The sequence below is a fragment of the Stenotrophomonas sp. 89682_Sma genome (genome assembly GCF_056481405.1).
This window is the reverse complement of record NZ_CM151147.1, coordinates 2,758,447-2,773,028: the sequence shown is the minus strand read 5'-3', so window position 1 is coordinate 2,773,028 and position 14,582 is coordinate 2,758,447. Positions and strand designations below refer to the sequence as shown.

The window sequence follows — 14,582 nt, the reverse complement described above, 5'->3', positions numbered from 1 at the left end:
CGCAAGGGGCCGTGTTTGTTTGTGGGGTACCGCTGCGCTCGCCGGGCGTGCCTGGCGAGCGCGGAAGTCACACCGGCGCGCTGCCAGACCACCCGCGCAGGAAATCGATCAGCTGCCGCACCTTCGGTGACGGCTGCGTGCTGTGCGGATAGACCGCGTACACGCTCTGCTGCGGGAAGCGATGATGGCGCAGCACTTGTCGCAGGCGGTCGTGGGCCAGGTCGTCCTCGATCAGCCAGCGGGGCAGCACGGTAACCCCGGCGCCGGCCACTGCGAACGCGCGCAGGCTGCTGGCGCCATCCACGCGCACGACTGCATTGCCGGGGTTGGTGGCGAACAGGGCATCGCTGCCATCCGGTGCGACCACCGGCACGTCGGCCAGGCGCGGATAGCCGAGGCGGGGCAGGGTTCCCAGCTGTACAGGATCATCGGCAGCCTCGGCAGAGGGCAGGCGCGCCAGCAGCGACGGAGCCGCCACCGCGCACAGCGGGTGGCGCTCCAGCTCATTGGCGTGCAGGCCCGAGTCCAGCAGGCGGCCGAGGCGGATCGCCAGGTCGAAGCGTTCGGGAATCAGGTCGGCCGGTGCGGGTGAGGTCGACAGATGCAGCTGCAGGGCCGGGTGCCGCGCACGGAACGCCTCCAACGCGGGAATCAAGCGTAGCTGAGCATACTCCGGCGTGGTGGTCAGGCGCAGCGCGCCCTGCAGCTGGTGCTGGTCGCGGCGCGCCGCATCAATCGCTGCCTGTGCGGCATCCAGCGCCTGCACGCAGTGCTGCAGGAACTGTTCGCCGGCTTCGGTCAGTGCGAGGTGCCGGGTACTGCGCAGCAGCAGGGTCACACCCAGCTCCTGTTCCAGCCGCTTCAGGTTGAAGCTGACCACCGCGCGGCTGAGGCCGAGGCGATCGGCCGCGGCAGTCAGGCTTCCGGCCTCGACCACGGCGCGGAAGATGTCGAAGCGATCGAGGCTGACCATGGCGACCCATTGTCAAAAAAGGTTTGACAGTGTTGCAGCTGTCGTCGTGTTTATCCAACACGGCCCGCGCGGCATGCTGGCGGCTTCTCTGCTGGAGCGCCGCCGATGCCGTCCCCCCGCCTGCGCCATGAGGCGATCTTCCTGCTGGTGTTCGCACTGGACCTGGTCAACATGTTCATCGCGACGGTGGCCTATCCGGCGCTGGCAGCGGACCTGCACGCCGACATCGGCAGCCTGGCCTGGGTTGGAACCTCCTACATGCTGGGCCTGAGCGTGGTGATTCCGCTGGCGCCGTGGCTGGCCGCGCGCTGCGGCGAGCGTCGCTTGCTGCTGGTGGCGCTGCTGGTGTTCGCCGTCGCCGCCATGCTGGCCGGTACTGCGCCGGGCATCGGCTGGCTGCTGGAATGGCGCCTGCTGCAGGGGCTGGCCGGTGGTCTGCTGATTCCGGTGGCGCAGGCCGCGGCTTACCGGCAATGCACGGCGGATCAGCGGGGTGCACTGACCCGGCGCATCCTGCTGGTGGCGTTGCTGGTGCCGGCACTGGCGCCAGCGCTGGGCGGGTTGCTGGTGCAGTGGCTGTCCTGGCGCGGTGTGCTCTGGGCCAGCCTGCCGTTGGCGGTGGTGGCGATCGGGCTGGTGCTGGCCTGGATGCCGACCGATGGCACACGAGGTGCGCCGCGGCTGCAGGCCTATGCGCTGACCACTGCGATGCTGGCGCTGGGTGCGCTGCTGCTGGCACTGACCTGGTTGGGCGAGCCCGGCCATCGGGCCGCCGGTGCTGTACTGCTGCTGATTGCATTGCTGCTGGCGGCGGTTCACCTGCGGCATGCACGGCAGCAGGCGCATCCGTTGCTGCGCTGGTCGCTGCTGTCCCATCGCGGGCTGCGGCTGGCAATGCTGGTGTATCTGGCAGTGCCGGGCGTGTTCATCGGCAGCCAGCTGGTCAGTACCCTGCAGTTGCACCACGCCGGTTACAGCGCCGCGCGCATCGGCGCACTGATGCTGCCGTGGGCATTGGCCTCGGCCATCGCGATCACGGCCAGCAAGCGCCTGCTGGCCCGTTTCGGCCCGGCCACGGTACTCCGCGTGGGCATGCTGCTTCAGGCCAGCGGCCTGCTGTTGATGGCACTGCTGCCGCAGCCGGTCTTTGCGCTGGCTGGGCTGTTGTTCGCGCTGATGGGGGCGGGTGGCAGCCTGTGCAGCAGCACGGCGCAGACGCTGGCCTTCCAAGGTGTGGAAGGTGAGGCGCTGGGCGATGCAAGTGCACTCTGGAACCTCAACCGCCAGCTCAGCTTCTGCCTGGGTACCGCCGCCATCGCGCTGCTGCTGGCGCTGGCCATGCAGTGGCTGCCGGCACGCGCCAGCAGCGTGGCGCTGGGTCTGGCCGCCGTAATGACACTGTTGCCGATGGCGCTGTTGCGCCGCTCACACTCTGTTTCCCCTTCGCAACCCGAGAATGCCTGATGGATATCACCGCAGAACATGAAGTCCACCACCTGCACGACAAGCTGCAGGCCTGGTTCCGTGCCGACGTCGGCGTCGATGCGCTGGAGGATCTGATGGCGCACTTCAGTGCGGACTTCAGCATGGTCGGCATCGCGGGGAGGCGGCTGGATCGCGATGCCGTGAAGGCACTGTTCGTGGGTGGCCATGGCGCGCGCGCCGGGTTGCAGATCAGCATCGAGGCGTTGCAGGCCGTGGACGCGCCGTCACCGTTGGCGGTGCTGCGTTATTGCGAAGGCCATTCGATCGATGGCGGCATACCTGCGTGGCGGGAGTCGTTGGCGGTGCTGCGCCACGAGCAGGGCCGTTGGCGCTGGCTGGCGCTGCACGAGGTGACGGTGTCCTGACCGGTAGTGCCGGCCGCTGGCCGGCAACCGCGTAACGCGCCCAAGGATCATGAAGTTGCCGGCCAGCGGCCGGCACTACCGGTCGTCGGCATGCGCAGCGGCACCGGGGGCACATGTGCCATCAGTCCTGCCCGCATCCGCCGCAGAATGCAAAGCCCACCCACACTCCGTGGCACCCGGCGGGAGTAGGCTTGACGCTTTCCTGCCGGAAGGGGTTGTCCATGCGTGTGCGTACCGTTGCAGTAGCCATCGCCCTTTGCCTGTCCAGCAGCGTGCTGGCCGCCGATACCCCGCCGATGACACCGGACATCAGCGGCAAACCCTTCGTTGCGCCGGATGTCGGCCGCGACTATGACAAGCGCGTGGTGATGGTGCCGATGCGTGATGGCACCAGGTTGTATACGGTGATCGTGGTGCCCAAGGGTGCCCGCAATGCACCGATCCTGCTGACCCGCACGCCTTACGACGCTGCCGGTCGCGCCAACCGCAGTGATTCGCCGCGCATGCGCGATCTGCTGCCGCAGGGGGACGAGGTGTTCGTCGACGGCGGTTACATCCGCGTGTTCCAGGACATTCGTGGCAAGTACGGCTCCGAAGGCGATTACGTGATGACCCGGCCGCTCCGCGGGCCGTTGAACAACACCAGGTTGGATCACTCCACCGACGCCTGGGACACCATCGACTGGCTGGTGAAGAACGTGCCGGAGAGCAATGGCAAGGTCGGCATGCTCGGCTCGTCCTATGAAGGTTTCACCGTGGTGATGGCGTTGACCGACCCGCATCCGGCGTTGAAGGTGGCCGCGCCGCAGAGCCCGATGGTCGACGGCTGGATGGGTGACGACTGGCTCAACTACGGTGCGTTCCGCCAGGTCAACTTCAACTACTTTGCGATGCAGACCGAGAAGCGCGGCAAGGGTACGCCACTGCCCAACCTCGGTTACGACGACTACAGCACCTTCCTGCGCATCGGTTCGGCTGGCGACTACGCGCGTTTCACCGGCGTGGATCAGCTGACCTGGTGGAAGAAGCTGGCCGAGCACCCGGCCTACGACACCTTCTGGCAGGGCCAGGCGCTGGACGCGGTGATGGCGAAAACGCCGTTGAAGGTGCCGACCATGTGGCTGCAGGGCCTGTGGGACCAGGAGGACATGTGGGGTGCCAACCATGCCTACCAGGCGATGGAAGGGCGCGACAGCGGCAATAACCGCAACTACCTGGTGATGGGCCCTTGGCGGCACAGCCAGGTGAATTACAGTGGCAGCGAACTGGGCGCACTGAAGTTCGACGGCGACACCGCGCTGCAGTTCCGTCGCGATGTGCTCAAGCCGTTCTTCGACCAGTACCTGGTGGACGGTGCGCCGAAGGCCGACACGCCGCCGGTGCTGATCTACAACACCGGCGAAAACCACTGGGATCGCCTGAAGGGCTGGCCGCGCAGCTGTGACAGGGGCTGTACAGCGAGCAGCAGACCGCTGTACCTGAGGGCCGGCGGCAAGCTGGCCTTCCAGGCGCCGGCGGCGGGCGAGGGTGACTTCGAGGAGTACGTGTCCGACCCGGCCAAGCCGGTGCCCTTCGTGCCGCGCCCGGTGCGCTTCGGTGACCGTGACATGTGGACGACCTGGCTGGTCAAGGATCAGCGCTTCGTCGATGGCCGCCCGGACGTGCTGACGTTCATCACCGAACCGTTGACCGCGCCACTGCGCATCGGCGGCGCGCCGGTAGTGCACCTGCAAGCTTCGACCAGCGGCACCGACAGCGACTGGGTGGTAAAGCTGATCGATGTGTATCCGGACCAGGAGGCCTCGGCGCCGGAGATGGGCGGCTATGAGCTGCCGGTGTCACTGGCGATCTTCCGCGGCCGCTACCGCGAGAGCTTCAGCGATCCGAAGCCGCTGGCGGCCAACCAGGTGCTGCCATACCGCTTCGACCTGCCCAACGCCAACCACACCTTCCAGAAAGGTCACCGGGTGATGGTCCAGGTGCAGTCCAGCCTGTTCCCGCTGTACGACCGCAACCCGCAGACCTACGTGCCGAACATCTATCTGGCCAAACCGGGGGATTACCAGAAGGCCACGCAGCGGGTCTGGCACAGTGAGGCGCAGGCCAGCTACATCGATCTGCCGGTGTACTGAGGCTCTCATGATGACGCCGGGCCATGCCCGGCAGCACGTGGTAGTGCCGTCCGTTGGCCGGCATCTGGGATGGCGCAGGAGCGTGTCGACCAAGGTCGACACCTACCAAGGCTGGGCCATGGCACGTCGATTCAGGCGGGTGTGGTAGTGCCGGCCGCTGGCCGGCATCCGCGATGGCGCGAGAGTATGCCGACCAAGGTCGACACCTACCAGGGCAGATGCCTTCAGCCCACCTTCGAAGGACCGGTGCGCCAGCGGCTGGGCACCAGGCCGAAGCGCTTGCGGAATGCAGCGGCGAAGTTGCTGGGGTGGCGGTAACCACTGGCGGCAGCGGCCTGCTCGACCGTCCAGCCATCTTCGCGCAGGCCCTGCTCGGCGTGGCGCATGCGCTGTTCGTGCAGGTAGTCGAACACCGAGCTCCCATACTGCTGGGCGAAATGACGACGCAGCGAGCTGGGGCTCATGCAGGCCAGCTGCGCCAGTTCGACCAGGCTGTGGGCATGGCTGGGGTCATCATGCAGGTAGGCGCGCACCCGCTCCAGCCGTTCGCGCTGGCCGGCACGTAGCGTACGCACATGGTCGGTCTGCAGATCCTCGGCCTTCAGGCCAACGGCCAGCAGCTGCAGCGCGACGCCTTCGCGCCACAAGGCGTCGATGCCATCTTCCCATGGGCTGTCGAACAACTGGCCCAGCACCGGCAGCAGGGTATGCGGAATCGCCCAGTGGCGGCATTCCAGGTGGCTGTTGAGCGCGGTCTCCAGCTGCGGCAGATGGAACAGGTCCGGATCAATCTGGCCGGGTACCATGACGCTGACGCCGCGCATGCGCGTTTCGCCGGGATGCGCACCGGTCATCTCGACCTGCTCGCGGTGGTGCGCGGTCATCGCCGTGCCAGCGCGCAGGGTGAAACCACCGCGTTGCGGAATGCGCACATCGACCTGGCCCTGCAGCATCACGCGGATGGCCAGGCCGGGACTCTGCTGGGCAGTGGCGACGTATGGAAAGCGATTGTGGACGTCGGAGGCGATCAGGCTCATGCCGCCGCGCAGGAACTGCTCGTTGACCTCGCCATGGCCCGCCCACTGGTCGTCGCGCAGGTGCTCCGGGTCGGCGCGGTAATCAAAGCCGTGGCGGTGGCCGAAGCGGCGGTAATCGGCAAAAGTGAAGTATCGGGACATTGCTCGGCACGTGCGCAGGAGTTGGACGCTGGCAGTACCTCGCCCATGCGCTCTGCATTGCAGATGCAGTTCCATTCGTGGCCTGTGCGGACCCGCTGCGATGCGGTGGCGATGGCACGCTGGATGGCTGGGGAAACGCCAGATTGGAATGAGTGTGTCGAAGAAACTGGAAACGTTTCCCATTGTCGCCTTGATTCACCAGCATTTGATTTCGAGATGGTCAAAACGATTGATCAATATGGCCAAGTTGAATTTTCCGTGAAACATACGGCGGCGTTTTGCACGCATATCCGTACGCAGTTCCATACATCAACTTGAGTTGAGGTTTTATGGGTGGAACGATAACCCGTGGGCGGGCTGTCTGCCGGGTCATCACGGATGAAGGGGTAGCGTGAGGGGGGCGCGGCGACACGCCGCATCGATACCCCCACAGATGGAGAATGCAGATGATCGATTACCAGCTCACCGGCAAGACCGCGATCGTGACCGGCGGTGTGTCCGGCATTGGTCTGGCCGTGGCGCAGACCCTGGCGGCGTCCGGCGCGCGGATCTCGGTCTGGGACCTGAAGCAGGATGCGGTGGATGCCACCGTGGCGCAGTTGCGCGATGCCGGTGCACAGGCCATCGGCATCGCGCTGGACGTGACTGACGATGCCGCCGTCGAGGCGGCGGTGCAGCGCACGGTAAAGGAACTGGGCGGCGTGCATGTCGCGGTCAACAACGCGGGCATCAGTGGGCCGGCGGCCAGCAGTGGTGACTATCCGGTGGAAGGATGGCAGCGCGTGATCGACGTCAACCTCACAAGCGTGTTCCTGTGCCAGCGTTCGCAGATCCAGGCCATGCGCGCGGCCGGCACGGGTGGCAGCATCATCAACATGGCCTCGATCCTGGGCCAGGTGGGCTATGCCGGTTCCACCGCGTATGTTGCAGCCAAGCACGGCGTGGTTGGCCTGACCCAGACCGCAGCCTGGGAGCATGCTGCAGATGGCATCCGTGTCAACGCGGTTGGCCCGGGCTTCATCAGCACGCCGCTGCTGGACAAGATGGACCCGAAGGTGCGCGCGACGCTGGAAGGGCGCCATGCGCTGAAGCGGCTGGGTACGGTCGAAGAAGTAGCGGCGCTGGTGGCCTGGCTGGCCAGCGACGATGCCTCGTTCGCGACCGGCGCGTACTACGCCATCGACGGTGGCTACCTGGCGCAGTGAGCGGATGCGGTCAGTAGATCCACGCCATGCGTGGATGAAGGCGTTCGGTGAAGAAGGCGTGCCATCGCCTTCACCGCCGACCCACGATCGCCGCGCGACGCTCCGGGAAAATTCCGGAGCTTTCCCATGGAACTTACCCAGGATGTCTCGATTCTGCTGCGCGTTGCCGCAGCGATGCTGTTCGGTGGTGTGCTCGGTGTCGAGCGCGAAATGGGCAAGCACGCCGCTGGCCTGCGTACGCACATGCTGATCGCAGGGGCCGCCGCGTTGATCGTCGGCCTTGGCGACTCGGTGGCCGAGCATTTCCAGCAGGAGCGCTACCGCGACCTGCTGCAGGTTGATCCGGTGCGCCTGATCGAAGCGGTGGTGGCCTGTGTCGGCTTTGTTGCCGCTGGCACCATCCTGCGCGGGTCACGCGAGGACCAGGTCAGCGGCCTGACCACGGCCAGCTCGCTGATCATGGCGGCGGCCATCGGGATTGCGGTGGGGATCAGCAAGTACGTGATCGCCATCGGAGTGAGCGTGCTGTGTGTGCTGGTGCTGGCGGTGATTCGGAGGTTGGAGAAGAGGATCTCGTAGGGGAGGGGGCAGACGAGGTTGCCGGCCAGCGGCCGGCACTACCGCTGGCAATACAATGGTACGACCAATATCCGCTCTAGCCCTATGGTCTAATAGGCGCTTCGTCAGCGTGGCGGTTAAATCCGCTCCACGTGGCCTGATTCAGATCGATATTGGTAATACCAATAATCGACAGGCACGGCGACCCACCGCCTGCGGTGGAGCACATACCGCCCCCAGTCGAGAGCTTCCATGCAGCCCTGGCAACACCTGTACGACCCCGCCGGCAACCTGTGGTTGTCGAGCCTGATCGCGCTGCTGCCGATCGCGTTCTTCTTCGTTGCCCTCGCTGTGCTGCGCATGAAGGGCTGGTTGGCCGGCACCATCACCCTGGCCATCGCGCTCGGCGTGGCGCTGCTGTTCTACCGCATGCCGCTGACCCAGGCGCTGGGTGCCGCCGGCTTCGGCTTCGTCTATGGGTTGTGGCCGATTGCCTGGATCATCATCGGCGCGGTGTTTCTCTACAAGGTCTCGGTCAAGACCGGTCAGTTCGACATCATCCGCGCTTCGATCCTGTCGGTGACCGAAGACCAGCGCCTGCAGATGCTGATGGTCGGCTTCGCCTTCGGTGCCTTCCTCGAAGGCGCGGCCGGTTTCGGTGCGCCGGTGGCGATCACCGCGGCGCTGCTGGTCGGGCTGGGCTTCAAGCCGCTGTATGCCGCCGGACTGTGCCTGATCGTCAACACCGCGCCGGTGGCGTTCGGTGCAATGGGCATTCCGATCATCGTGGCCGGGCAGGTCACCGGCCTGGATGCATTCGAGATCGGCCAGATGGCCGGCCGCCAGCTGCCGTTCCTGACCATCATCGTGCTGTTCTGGATCATGGCGATCATGGATGGCTGGCGCGGTATCAAGGAAACCTGGCCGGCGGTGCTGGTTGCGGGTGGCTCGTTCGCCATCGCCCAGTACCTGACCTCCAATTTCATCGGCCCGGAACTGCCGGATATCACCGCGTCGCTGGCGTCGCTGGTGTGCCTGACCCTGTTCCTGCGCCGCTGGAAGCCGGTGCGGATCTTCCGCTTCGACACGGAAACCAGCGCCGAGGCGGCCGCCCAGGCACTGGAAGCGCCGCGCTACAGCGTTGGCCAGATCGCCAAGGCGTGGTCGCCGTTCCTGATCCTCACTGCAATGGTCACCCTGTGGAGCATCAAGCCGTTCAAGTCGCTGTTCGCGGCCGGCGGCCCGCTGGAAAGCTGGGTGCTGAAGATTCCAGTGCCGGGGCTGGACCAGATGGTGCAGAAGATGCCGCCGATCGTGGATGCGCCGCTCAGCTACGAGGCAATCTACAAATTCGACTGGTTCTCGGCCACCGGTACCTCGATCATCCTCGCCGCGGTGATCGCCATCATCGCCCTGCGCATGCCGGCCCGTTCGGCGCTGCAGACCTTTGGCGAAACCGTGCGAGAGCTGCGCATGCCGATCTACTCGATCGGCATGGTGCTGGCCTTCGCCTTCATCGCCAACTACTCGGGCCTGTCGGCGACACTGGCGCTGGCATTGGCACACACCGGCGATGCGTTCCCGTTCTTCTCGCCGTTCCTGGGCTGGCTGGGCGTGTTCCTGACCGGTTCGGATACCTCGTCCAATGCGCTGTTCTCGGCACTGCAGGCCACCACCGCACAGCAGATCGGCGTGTCCGACGTGCTGCTGGTGGCGGCCAACACCACCGGCGGTGTCACCGGCAAGATGATCTCGCCGCAGTCGATCGCCATTGCCTGTGCGGCGGTCGGCCTGGCCGGCAAGGAATCGGACCTGTTCCGCTTCACGGTCAAGCACAGCCTGGTCTTCACCACGATGGTCGGCCTGATCACCCTGGCCCAGGCCTACTGGCTGACCTGGATGATTCCCTGAGCCATGCCAGGCCGACTGCCCCTTCGTTGCATGCTTCGGGCCACAATGGCGCCATGAGCACGCAACGTATTTCGGACAAGGTGGCCGCACAGCTGCGCGGCCTGGTGCAGGAACAGCGGCTGCAGCCGGGTGACCGGCTGCCGGCCGAGCGCACCCTGGCGGTGCAGCTGGGGGTCTCGCGCACCGCGCTGCGCGAGGCCATCGCGCAGCTGGCCAGCCAGGGCCTGCTGAGCGCACGGGTCGGTGGCGGCACCTACGTGGCCGAACCCGCGGCGCGTGCGCGGCAGGCGCTGGACGAACCGCTGGCGCCGTACCTGCCGCTGTTCCAGGGCGACCCGGAATACCGCTTCGACGTGCTGGAGATCCGCCACGCACTGGAAGGCGCCACCGCCTGGCATGCTGCATTGCGCGCCACCGACGAGGACCGCGCGCGCATCGCGCAGGCGTTCCAGACCATGATGGATGCGCACGGCAAGGATGACCCCACCGGCGAGGCCGAGGCCGACGCGGCCTTCCACCTGTCCATCGCCGAGGCCTCGCACAACCTGGTGCTGCTGCAGGTGATGCGTGGCCTGTTCGAACTGCTGCAGACCAACATCTCGCAGAGCCGCGAGAAGCTCTACACCTCGGCGAGGACCTTCTCGCCGCTGTCCGACCAGCACCGCGAGATGATGGATGCGGTGCTGGCCGGCGACCCGGAACGCGCGCGCGCCGCCGCGCATGCCCACCTCGAGTTCGTGCACACCACGCTGCGCACCCTCGATGACAACGAAGCCCGGCGTGCGCGGGCCTCGCGCCTGCCTTCCCCACACGGTTGACCCCATGATCATCTCCGCCTCCACCGATTACCGTGCCGCAGCGCAACGCCGGCTGCCGCCGTTCCTGTTCCACTACATCGATGGCGGCGCGTATGCCGAGCACACGCTGAAGCGCAACGTTTCCGACCTGTCCGACATCGCGCTGCGCCAGCGCATCCTGCGCAACATGTCCGACCTGAGCCTGGAAACCGAGCTGTTCGGCGAGAAACTGGCGATGCCGGTGGCGCTGGCGCCGGTCGGCCTGACCGGTATGTATGCCCGGCGCGGCGAGGTACAGGCGGCGCGCGCGGCCGACAGCCGCGGTATCCCGTTCACCCTGTCCACCGTATCGGTGTGCCCGATCGAGGAAGTGGCACCGGCCATCCAGCGGCCGATGTGGTTCCAGCTGTACGTGCTGCGCGACCGTGGCTTCATGCGCAACGCGCTGGAGCGGGCGCAGGCGGCAGGCGTGACCACCCTGGTGTTCACCGTGGACATGCCAGTGCCGGGAGCGCGCTACCGTGACGAGCACTCGGGCATGAGCGGTCCGAATGCCTCGCTGCGCCGCATCGGCCAGGCCATCACCCATCCGCACTGGGCGTGGGACGTGGGCCTGTTCGGCCGCCCGCATGATCTGGGCAACATTTCCACCTACCGCGGCAACCCGACCGGGCTGGAGGACTACATCGGCTGGCTGGGCAGCAACTTCGATCCGTCCATTTCGTGGAAGGACCTGGAGTGGATCCGCGAGTTCTGGAAGGGCCCGATGGTGATCAAGGGCATCCTCGACCCGGATGATGCGCGTGACGCGGTGAAGTTCGGTGCCGATGGCATCGTGGTCTCCAACCACGGTGGCCGCCAGCTCGACGGCGTGCTGTCCACCGCCCGCGCATTGCCGGCCATTGCCGACGCGGTGCAGGGCGATCTGAAGATCCTCGCCGATTCGGGCATCCGTACCGGGTTGGACGTGGTGCGCATGCTGGCGCTGGGTGCCGACACCGTGCTGCTCGGCCGCGCGTTCGTCTATGCGCTTGCGGCACAGGGCGAGGCCGGCGTGGCCAATCTGCTGGACCTGATCGCCAAGGAAATGCGCGTGGCGATGACGCTGACCGGCGCGCACCGCATTGCCGACATCGGCCGCGACTCGTTGGTCAGCCTGCCGTGAGTGGCCACGATGCGGTGCTGGCGCAGTTGCGCGACGTGGTCGGCAGCCGCCATGTGCTGACCGGCGACAAGGCCACGCGGCGCTTCCGTCGCGGCTATCGCTTCGGCGATGGCCCGGTGCTGGCGGTGGTGCGCCCGGGCACGCTGCTGGAACTGTGGCGCGTGCTGCAGGCGGCGGTGCAGGGTGGGGCGGCGATCATCCTGCAGGCGGCCAACACCGGCCTGACCGGCGGTTCGACCCCGGATGGCAACGACTACGGTCGCCCGATCGTGCTGGTCAGCACGCTGCGCCTGACCGGCATCCAGCTGTTGAACGAAGGGCGCCAGGTGCTGTGCCTGCCCGGCGCGACGCTGGACCGGCTGGAGCAGACCCTGGCGCCGCTCGGCCGCGAACCGCATTCGGTGATCGGCTCGTCCTGTATCGGTGCGTCGGTACTCGGCGGCATCTGCAACAACTCCGGCGGCGCGCTGGTGCGCCGTGGCCCGGCCTATACCGAACTGGCGCTGTACGCGCAGGTCGACGCGCAGGGCCAGCTGCAGCTGGTCAACCATCTGGGTATCGCGCTGGGTGATACGCCCGAGCAGATCCTGCAGCGCCTGCAGGCCGGTGACTACACGGCCGCCGACGTGGGCAATGGCGACGGCCGCGCGGCTTCCGATCCACGCTATGCCGAGGAAGTACGCAAGGTCGATGCCGATACCCCCGCACGTTTCAACGCCGATCCCAGTCGCCACTACGAAGCAGCGGGTTCGGCCGGCAAGCTGGCGGTGTTCGCGGTGCGCCTGGATACCTTCGAAAAGGAGGCCGCCGAGGTCTTCTACATCGGCAGCAACCGCACCGACAGCCTCACTGCGATCCGGCGCCAGCTGCTGACCGGCTTCGAGCGCCTGCCGATTGCCGGTGAGTACATCCACCGCGATGCCTATGACATCGGCGAGCGCTACGGCAAGGACAGCTTCCTGCTGATCGACCGCCTTGGCACCGCGCGCGTGCCGGCCGCATTTGCGCTGAAGAGCCGCGTCGATGGCTGGTTCGAGCGGTTGGGCCTGCGCGGCGTGACCGATCGGGTGATGCAGGTGCTGACGGGACTGCTGCCTTCGCACCTGCCCAAGCGCATGGGCGAGTTCCGCCAGCGCTATGAGCATCACCTGCTGCTGAAGGTGTCCGCACAGGACGCAGCGCAAACCGAAGCCTGGCTGCGCGACTTCTTTGCCGGCCACGAAGGCGGCTATTTCCACTGCACTGCGGAGGAGGGACGCAAGGCGTTCCTGCATCGCTTTGCCGTGGCCGGTGCTGCAGTGCGCTACCGTGAAGTGCATCGTGACCAGGTGCAGGACATCGTCGCGCTGGACATCGCCCTGCGCCGCGATGATGCCGACTGGTTCGAACAGCTGCCGCCGGAGATCGATGGCCGCCTGCTGCACAAGCTGTACTACGGCCACTTCCTGTGCCACGTGTTCCACCAGGACTACATCGCCCGCAAGGGGGAAGACCCGATGGCGATCGAGCACGCAATGTGGGCATTGCTGGACCAGCGTGGTGCCGAGTACCCGGCCGAGCACAACGTGGGCCACCTGTATCCGGCCAAGCCGGCGTTGGCCGGGTTCTACCGGCAGCTGGACCCGAGCAATACGTTCAATCCGGGTATCGGCCAGACCTCGAAGAAGAAAGGGTGGGGTGGCTGCGACTGCGGATGATGTAGAGCCGAGCCGGCGCTCAGCTGGTGTTTGTGGTGAGAAGCAGTCGAGCAGGCTCGACGCCGTCCGGTCAACGGTTACCATCGGAAGCCCATACGCAGGAGCCGTCCATGCCCACCGCTGCCGCCCGCGCCACCCTGTGCACTGCATTGCTGGCGACCCCGCTGCTGGCGCTGGCCCAGGGCGCGATCCTGCCGCAGCAGCGCGATGCCGCCGGCAACGTGATGGAGCCGCTGGGGCAGGTGCTGATCGCGAGTGAGACTGGACCGTCGGGGCTTTATGACTGCACCCGGGACGGCAACTGGTGCGTGCGCGTGCAGCCGGTCTCCGAGGAAGGGGACCGGCCCACCATGCTTGAAGTGCTGGAAAAGGTGCAGGGCCAAGGCAAGCCCCACAGCTATCACGTCAGCATCGATGTGCCGCAGGAAAGCGAGCTGAAACTCTGGCCCTGGATCGTGCGCCTGGCCCCGGGTGTCGGCAGCGATGAACCGGTGACCGACCCGCAGCAGCGCGCCCGCCAGAACGTGCTGGTGGGTGGCATCGTCACGTTCAGCGCCATGTACTCCGGTGGCGGTGCCGATGCGTCCACGCTGCAACTGGCACGGGTGCGCCATCTGCAGGACGACATCCAGGTGGACGATGACGTGCTGACCCTGCCATGGCGGGGCAACGCGATGATCCGTGCCTGCTTCAGCGAACAGGACAGCAAACAGCGCGCAGGTGCCTGCCACGACGAGTACGGCTTTTCGGCGAAGCTGGCGCTGGACGTTGCAGAGCAGGGGATGCCGGTGCTGCGCTACCAGACGGTGGCGACCCGGTTCCCGGCCGGCGTTTCACGTTTCGAGGATTCGCTGGCCAAGGGGCCGCTGAAGAAGAAGGACCTGCGCACCGAGCAGGATCCGGCATGCACCTATACGCGGCTGTTCCGTTTCCACGGGGGCATGTTCCAACCGGACCAGGCATTGCCGGACTGCGCCGGCTATACCGAACCCTGAACCCTCAACCCTGGGTTGCAGAGTCGAGCCATGCTCGCTCCGCGTTTTCTGCAGAGCCGAGCCTGCGCTCGGCGGTCACGGAAGCGCAGCCGAGCATGGGCTCGGCTCTACGGAAACCTGC

General features: G+C 66.5%; 13 protein-coding genes. 11 read left to right on the top strand and 2 right to left on the bottom strand.

Translation table 11 applies throughout. From position 1 onward, the window contains the following. Positions 1–67: 67 nt before the first annotated feature. Positions 68–973, bottom strand: a complete 906-nt coding sequence (locus tag ACZK29_RS12770) for a LysR family transcriptional regulator (RefSeq protein ID WP_478446127.1) — start codon at positions 971–973, stop codon at positions 68–70. Positions 974–1,078: 105 nt separating this feature from the next. Between ACZK29_RS12770 and ACZK29_RS12765 the strand changes: the two genes are divergently transcribed. From ACZK29_RS12765 to ACZK29_RS12755, 3 genes are all read left to right on the top strand, one after another. Continuing rightward, positions 1,079–2,437: an MFS transporter gene (locus ACZK29_RS12765; RefSeq protein WP_478446126.1), complete on the top strand. Its 1,359-nt coding sequence runs from the start codon at positions 1,079–1,081 to the stop codon at positions 2,435–2,437. Next, positions 2,437–2,823 (top strand): DUF4440 domain-containing protein, encoded by a 387-nt coding sequence (locus tag ACZK29_RS12760; protein ID WP_459046950.1) that lies wholly within the window; start codon positions 2,437–2,439, stop codon positions 2,821–2,823. The genes ACZK29_RS12765 and ACZK29_RS12760 overlap by 1 nt, the downstream gene beginning before the upstream one ends. Positions 2,824–3,044: 221 nt before the next feature. Beyond that, positions 3,045–4,955 carry a CocE/NonD family hydrolase gene (locus ACZK29_RS12755; protein WP_478446125.1) on the top strand — a complete coding sequence of 637 codons (1,911 nt, stop codon included), beginning with the start codon at positions 3,045–3,047 and terminating at the stop codon, positions 4,953–4,955. 224 nt (positions 4,956–5,179) lie between these two features. On the opposite strand, the gene ACZK29_RS12750 is transcribed toward ACZK29_RS12755, so the two are convergent. Further along, positions 5,180–6,133, bottom strand: coding sequence for a helix-turn-helix transcriptional regulator (locus ACZK29_RS12750; RefSeq protein WP_478446124.1), 954 nt, complete (start codon positions 6,131–6,133; stop codon positions 5,180–5,182). 45 nt (positions 6,134–6,178) lie between these two features. Here ACZK29_RS12750 and ACZK29_RS12745 point away from each other — a divergent pair, with 45 nt between their 5' ends. The 8 genes from ACZK29_RS12745 (at position 6,179) to ACZK29_RS12710 (ending at position 14,461) form a co-directional block, all read left to right on the top strand. Continuing rightward, positions 6,179–6,451 carry a hypothetical protein gene (locus ACZK29_RS12745; protein WP_459046948.1) on the top strand — a complete coding sequence of 91 codons (273 nt, stop codon included), beginning with the start codon at positions 6,179–6,181 and terminating at the stop codon, positions 6,449–6,451. A gap of 128 nt (positions 6,452–6,579) precedes the next feature. Beyond that, positions 6,580–7,338, top strand: coding sequence for an SDR family NAD(P)-dependent oxidoreductase (locus ACZK29_RS12740; RefSeq protein WP_478446123.1), 759 nt, complete (start codon positions 6,580–6,582; stop codon positions 7,336–7,338). 126 nt (positions 7,339–7,464) lie between these two features. Then, positions 7,465–7,917 (top strand): MgtC/SapB family protein, encoded by a 453-nt coding sequence (locus ACZK29_RS12735; RefSeq protein ID WP_478446122.1) that lies wholly within the window; start codon positions 7,465–7,467, stop codon positions 7,915–7,917. A gap of 231 nt (positions 7,918–8,148) precedes the next feature. Further along, on the top strand, positions 8,149–9,807 hold the full coding sequence (gene lldP / locus ACZK29_RS12730; RefSeq protein WP_478446121.1) for an L-lactate permease: 1,659 nt from the start codon (positions 8,149–8,151) through the stop codon (positions 9,805–9,807). A 53-nt stretch (positions 9,808–9,860) separates the two neighbouring features. Beyond that, positions 9,861–10,625: a transcriptional regulator LldR gene (lldR, locus tag ACZK29_RS12725; RefSeq protein ID WP_111111910.1), complete on the top strand. Its 765-nt coding sequence runs from the start codon at positions 9,861–9,863 to the stop codon at positions 10,623–10,625. A gap of 4 nt (positions 10,626–10,629) precedes the next feature. Then, a complete protein-coding gene (gene lldD, locus ACZK29_RS12720; protein ID WP_478446120.1) occupies positions 10,630–11,769 on the top strand; it encodes an FMN-dependent L-lactate dehydrogenase LldD in 1,140 nt (379 codons plus the stop codon). Beyond that, positions 11,766–13,466 carry a D-lactate dehydrogenase gene (dld, locus tag ACZK29_RS12715; protein ID WP_478446119.1) on the top strand — a complete coding sequence of 567 codons (1,701 nt, stop codon included), beginning with the start codon at positions 11,766–11,768 and terminating at the stop codon, positions 13,464–13,466. Before lldD ends, dld begins: the two co-directional genes overlap by 4 nt. Positions 13,467–13,576: 110 nt before the next feature. Continuing rightward, positions 13,577–14,461, top strand: coding sequence for a hypothetical protein (locus tag ACZK29_RS12710; RefSeq protein WP_478448646.1), 885 nt, complete (start codon positions 13,577–13,579; stop codon positions 14,459–14,461). The last annotated feature ends 121 nt before the right edge of the window (positions 14,462–14,582 follow it).